Consider the following 5,638-nt stretch of genomic DNA (forward strand, 5'->3'; position numbering starts at 1 on the left):
CAGGAGGTGACTAAGATTGAACCATTGGTGGTCTCAAAATAGGGGCGCACTACAAACCTCCTCAAAAGTGAACTGATCGGCACCGCCATAGTTGTGGATTCGGACAGCTTTCATAGATTGCATAAGTGGCTCCGGCGATAAGGACGATAGCGTTTGTCTGGCCTACGGGTGGCGGCATCTATTCTAACACCACCCGTAGGCCCGCGTGTGCTCAGACCTGAACCAACACCTCGAGCTGCTCCTGGGTGGGCGGCGCGGTGAACAGCCTGGCGAAGTGTGAGATCACTTCCTGATACTTGCCGCTGGTGTTCCACACGGTGGCATCGGCCTCGGTCTCCCAGAGGGAGAAGACCACCCCCTTGCCGGTCTTGCGGTCACCGGTCATGAAGCTGGACTTGAAACCTTTTGCGCCCTTGAGGGTGGGGACTACCTTCTCCCGCCAGATCTCCACCGCTTCGTCTAGCGACTCGGGTTTGATATAGGTGGTGACAACTCTTGCATACATGGTTTACCTCCACAGTGTTTAAGTGAGCGAATCCTGGACTGTCGTACTCATTTGAGCAGGTCGCAGGTCTCGGATCGGACGGAGGCTGGGAGAGGTTGCTGTCTCCGCGAAGATTACTGGCCTTCGACCCTCAACTTTTGACCTGGCCTGCGCAGGGGTGGGATTGACACAAATCGGGTTATCAGACCAGGGGTGTAGATGCCGCCCGACCCATCAATAGGCCGGGTCGGGGTCGTCCAGGCTAGGGAAGTCGAAGCCTTTCGGAGTCTCGGCCATCACCTCGAGCACGATGCCGTTGGGGTCGGAGAAGAAGAAGGCCCGCACCATACCCTGGAGGTTTTTGATCTCGCTGAGGTTATCCACCCTGCCGCGCAGGCGGGCGTACCAGGCCTCGAGGGCCGCGTCGTCTTCGACGAAAAAGGCGATGTGGTCGAGGGCCCGCCCGCTCTTGGGCTGGATCGGCGGCTGGTAGGCCGCAGGCTCGGCTTCGGGATTTTCGAAGAAGGCCAGGACGGCGTTGGGGGCTACGGTAATGAAGTAGTGCCTGCGCCCATCCCCGCCGGGCAGCCGGTGGCTCATGGCGACCTCGGCCCCCAGCACGTCGCGGTAGAAGGCCACCGTCTTGCGCATGTCGTTGGTGACCAGGGCCACGTGGTGGACGGCTGCGAAGGGGGCTTTGAGGCCCCAGCGGTCGCGGGGCCAGGCAGTTTCGGTGTTGGGCATGTCGGACTCCTCGTACAGGGGCTGAGCCTATCGCGGGCTCGAGACGATGGCGCGGTGATCCTTGGGCCTACCGACCCGGTGCACGGTAAGCCGGGCTTAGCTTGGTGGCTGCGTCTACGTCCTCGGGGGTTAGCAGGACGGTGGTCTTGACCGTGACCCGCCCGCTGGCATTGAGGGTCAGGGCCAGGGCGGCGGCGGCCTGGTGGTTGGGCATCTCGGCGATGGCGTAGACATCGGCGTCGCCGAAGGCGAAATACATGGTCTCGATGCTCCCCCCGACCGACTTGGCGGCGGCCTCAGCGGCGGCTTTGCGGCTGGTGCCGCCCTCCTTGAGCAGGCCGTGGATGCCTTCGCCGACATAGTTCACCTGCACCAGATACTTGGGCATAATGATCTCCTTCGCTATGCATAAAGGGTTTTGGGCCGAGGGCGGTCTGATTAACACAACCTCCTTTCAGGGAAAGAGGGTCTGGTCGGTGGCGGCATCCCAACTGCCCACCTCCAGGAGCCGTACCTTCAGGTGCTCGGCCAGCCCCCTGGCCCCCGCCGACATGGCCTTAGCAAAGGCCGCGTTGTCGCGGCAGCCCCAGACGCTCAGGTGGATGAAGGTGTGGCCCTCCTCGTACTCCAGAGTCCAGCGGGCCAGGGCCTGGGTGGTATGGCACTCGAGCCGCTCCATCGGCCTGACCTCGCAGACGCGCAACTCCTCGCCATTCACGCGGTAGAGGGCCTCTACACCGTGGGACTTACCTGCTTTCAACCGCTCCACCTGTTCGATGGCAGGCCACCAGTCAGGCCAGCACAGGGGGTCGCAGAGGTTGTCCCAGACCTGTCCCAGGGGTGCTTGCAGCACCCAGGTGCTCTCGAGCGAGTGTTCCACGTCCGCTTCGCTTTCGGCAGTCATGACCGGCCTCCTGGTACGCGGCGGGCTCTTTGTGCTCGGCAAACACCGGGCAACGCCCACCTAGAGCATGCGAGGCGCTTTTGTGGCAACTTCTGCCCAATGGCGCGCTTCAGCTCCTACCCGCGCGGGGACTGCGCCAAGTTGCTGCATCAGGCCCATGGTATCCGTCTGGCCCCAGTGTTCCACGGCCTTGCCCTCTGCAAAGCGGATGATGTCAATCACTCCAATTGACATGTACCTGCCGGTTGGCGGAATGCCCATAAACTCGCCCTTATGGGTGCCGCTCCAGGTCATGCGCATTACCACCTTGTCACCTTCGGCGACCATATCCTCTAGCGTGGCTTTGAAGTCGGGGAAGGCGCCGCGCAACATGGCGAACAACTGTTTGGCACCCTCACGATCCGACGGCAGTCCGGGGGGGAGTTCTTCGTGCTCCACAAAGTTGGGCGCCAGGAACAGGTCGGCGTGGCCAGTGTTTCCCCGGTTAAAGACTTCCTCCACCATTTGACGGACTAGGGCTTTATTCTGTTCGGTTGACATGGGTTGCTCCTTTGCAAAAGAGGGCCTGGGGTCGAGGGCGAACCGCTTGCCTGGGGTTCCTCCCTGGCAGGGTAGAGTCTGCCAGATCGGGCGTCGCGCGAGCGTCGCGTGTGATTTGCTTCACACCAGGCACCGGATTTTGCAGGCCAGGGGTATGGGTTTTTTGCTGTGGCGGGTGCTTGCGCTCACGGCGGTCATGATGCCAGGCCCCTCTTACCAGCCGCTTACCTGCTCTTAGCCGGCCAAGATGAGCGAGGACTTAGCGGTTCAGGAATTGCTCCACGGCCCCCTCGAGGGTCAAGGCTTCACCCTCAAGCCCAGCACCCAGCAGGACTCGAGCCTTCTCCCGATCGGCGTCAAAAGCCTGGGGGTGCCCGGCGATGAGCCGTAGTATTTTTTGAGCCTCGAGGCGGTCTGCCCCCAGCAGGACCGCCCAACCGCAGAGCACCTCGAGCACCTCGGGTATCTGCTGGTCTTCCCAGGCTTGGCCCAGGGCCTGCAGGAAAAAACTCTGTGCTTGGGCGGACTGGCCCCGAGCTTGCGCGACCTGGCTCAGCAGGGCGTATAGCCGCACCAGGTCGTACTGCCCCGGGTGCTGGGCGGCCAGTTGCAGCGCATTCTGGGCGTAGTCCCAGGCCGGATCAAGCTGACCCAGCATCCAGTAGCAGTGGCCGAGGCTCTGCAGGGTCTCGCCCTGGATTACCAGCTCTCCGCTGGCCAAGCAGGCCTCGAGGGCCTCTTGCAGCAGCGGCAGCGCCTCTTCAAAGCGGCCCAGGCCCGCCAGCAAGCCCCCCAGGTCGGAGGTGTTGTAGAGGGTGCCGATGCGGTTGCCTTGCTGCTTGAAGAGGAAAATCGCCTCGCGGTAGTGGCGGATGGCCTCGGGGTGGTGGCCGAGCGCGTTCTGGGAGATGGCTACCCAGCCCGAGCAGACCGCGATCAGGCGGGGGTTGGCGATCTCCATGGCCTTCTCGAGGGCCTCGAGGCGGTAGGCCAGGGCGGCCAGGTTCTGGCCCCTGGCGTTGGCCACCGAGCCCAGCACACCCAGCCCCCAGATGTGCGGCTCTGGCTCGGGAATCGGCAGCGAGCGCAACAAGTCCAGGCCCCGCCGGGCGGTCTGCTCGGCGGCATCCTGCTGGCGCAGGCGGTGCTGGAACTTACCCAAAAACACCAGCACCGTCCCCAGTGCAGCGTGGTGTTGCGGGTTGCTCGACTCGAGCGCCTGGCCGGCTTCCTCGAACATCTCGATACCCTCCTGGTAGCGCCCCCGCGCGTCGAAAAAGCGCATGAGCGACTCCGAAGCCTCCTTAACTGCCGGAAATCGCCCCGTCCCCAGCGCCCAGCTCCAGGCCAGTCGCAGATTGCCCAGCTCTTCTTCCAGAGCCTCCAGCACGGGCCGGGGGTTGGGGCCACGAATCTCCTCCAGGGCGCGACTCAGGAAGCGCAGGTAATACTGGCTGTGGTTGGTGCGGGCTTCCTGCTCCTCGGCAGGGTGCTCAGCCAGCTTTTGCTGCATGTACTGGTAGAGCAGGGCGTGGCGGTCGTAGCGACCCGAGGGCGCGAGCCGCAGCAGCGACTTGTCCACCAGTGCGGCCAGCACGGGCAGTGGCGTGCCGCTGACCTGCTTTACGGCCTCGGTGCGGAAGCCGCCGAAGAAGACGGCCAGCCGGCGCAGGGCGGTCTGCTCGGCAGGGGTCAAGAGCCGCCAGGAGTGCTCGAAGACCGCCTCCATGCTGCGGTGGCGGGGCTGGGTGTCGCGGCTCTGGCTGATCATAAACTCGGGGTTGCCCGTCTCCCGCACCATCTCCTCCAGTGGCAGGGTTCGCACCCAGGCCGCGGCCAGCTCGAGCGCCAGCGGGAACCCCTCCACCTGGTGACAGATCTCGAGCACCTGCGGCAGATTCTGCTCGTTCAGGGCAAAATCGGGTCGTACCTGCTGCACCCGCAGTACGAACAGCCGCAGCGCGTCGTAGTGCTGGGCCTCGAGCAGCGGCACCCGGCCCTCGGGCAGCGCAAGCCCCCGAACTTGAATCACCCACTCCGCGCGCAGATTGAGCCGCTCGCGGGAGGTCACCAGCAGACGCAGGTTGGGGCAGGTTTCCAGCAGCCTGACTGCGATGCGGGCCCCCTCGAGCAGGTGTTCGTAATTGTCCAGTACCAGCAGCATGGTCCGCGCTGCGATATGGCGCTCGAGCTGGGCCAGGGGAGGATCGGGGCCTTGCAGGGTCAGCTTGAGGGTCTCGGTGATGCGCTGCGGGATTTGCTCGGGTGTTTCCACCGAGTCGAGATCCACAAAATACGCCCCGCCGGGGAAGTGGGCAGCCTGCTCGAGCATGGTTTGCAGGGCCATGCGCGACTTGCCCACCCCGCCGGGGCCGCTCAGGGTGAGCAGGCGGCAGTCCGGCTGGTGCAGCGCCTCGGCGATTTCGGCCAGCTCGAGGTCGCGCCCCACGAAGGGCGTGGGGGCCACGGGCAGTTGGGGGGCCGGTATGGGCCGGGTGGCCTCGACCGGGGTCTCCAGCACCAGGGCCTGACTTTTCTGACCAATGGATTGAGCCAGACGCTCGAGGCTGAGGGTGGGGGGCAGATCCAGTTCTTGCTTGAGCAAGGCCGTGAAGCGCTCGTAAGCCCGGAGGGCCTGACGGGTCTCCCCGCCGCGAGCAGCGATCTGCATATAGTGCGCAAGGGCCTCGTCGTCGAGCGGGTTATATTCCAGGAGGGCGCCCAGCAACTCGAGGCTCCTGCCCATATCTAGAGCCTTGATCTGCTGAAAGACCGCGCCGCGCCAGCGCTGGGTCAATTGTTCGCGCTCGGTCTCGAGCCAGGCCGCAAACTCCGGCGCGTCGTCGGCGCTAAAGCCCTGCAGCAATACGCCCCCGAACACCTGTACGGCCTTTGCCCAGTCGGACTCGGCGCAGGCCTGGTCAAATGCGGCCACGTCGGTGGCAACCTGCCAGCGCAGATGCTCC

General features: G+C 64.3%; 6 protein-coding genes. All 6 read right to left on the reverse strand.

What is annotated here, in order from left to right:
• Positions 1–211: 211 nt before the first annotated feature.
• A complete protein-coding gene (locus tag Q0288_RS13525; RefSeq protein ID WP_299431297.1) occupies positions 212–505 on the reverse strand; it encodes an antibiotic biosynthesis monooxygenase in 294 nt (97 codons plus the stop codon).
• Positions 506–718: 213 nt separating this feature from the next.
• Positions 719–1,228 (reverse strand): VOC family protein, encoded by a 510-nt coding sequence (locus Q0288_RS13530; RefSeq protein ID WP_299431300.1) that lies wholly within the window; start codon positions 1,226–1,228, stop codon positions 719–721.
• A 67-nt stretch (positions 1,229–1,295) separates the two neighbouring features.
• Positions 1,296–1,616 carry a GYD domain-containing protein gene (locus Q0288_RS13535; RefSeq protein ID WP_299431303.1) on the reverse strand — a complete coding sequence of 107 codons (321 nt, stop codon included), beginning with the start codon at positions 1,614–1,616 and terminating at the stop codon, positions 1,296–1,298.
• Between the two features lie 66 nt (positions 1,617–1,682).
• The gene (locus tag Q0288_RS13540) at positions 1,683–2,132 is read right to left on the reverse strand and encodes a hypothetical protein (protein WP_299431306.1); all 450 of its coding nucleotides are present in this window, start codon (positions 2,130–2,132) and stop codon (positions 1,683–1,685) included.
• A 60-nt stretch (positions 2,133–2,192) separates the two neighbouring features.
• The gene (locus tag Q0288_RS13545; protein WP_299431308.1) at positions 2,193–2,672 is read right to left on the reverse strand and encodes an ester cyclase; all 480 of its coding nucleotides are present in this window, start codon (positions 2,670–2,672) and stop codon (positions 2,193–2,195) included.
• A gap of 259 nt (positions 2,673–2,931) precedes the next feature.
• On the reverse strand, positions 2,932–5,638 hold a 2,707-nt coding region (locus Q0288_RS13550), incomplete at its 5' end, for a tetratricopeptide repeat protein (protein ID WP_299431311.1).

Source organism: uncultured Meiothermus sp. (genome assembly GCF_937863175.1).
Classification (GTDB): Bacteria; Deinococcota; Deinococci; order Deinococcales; family Thermaceae; genus Meiothermus.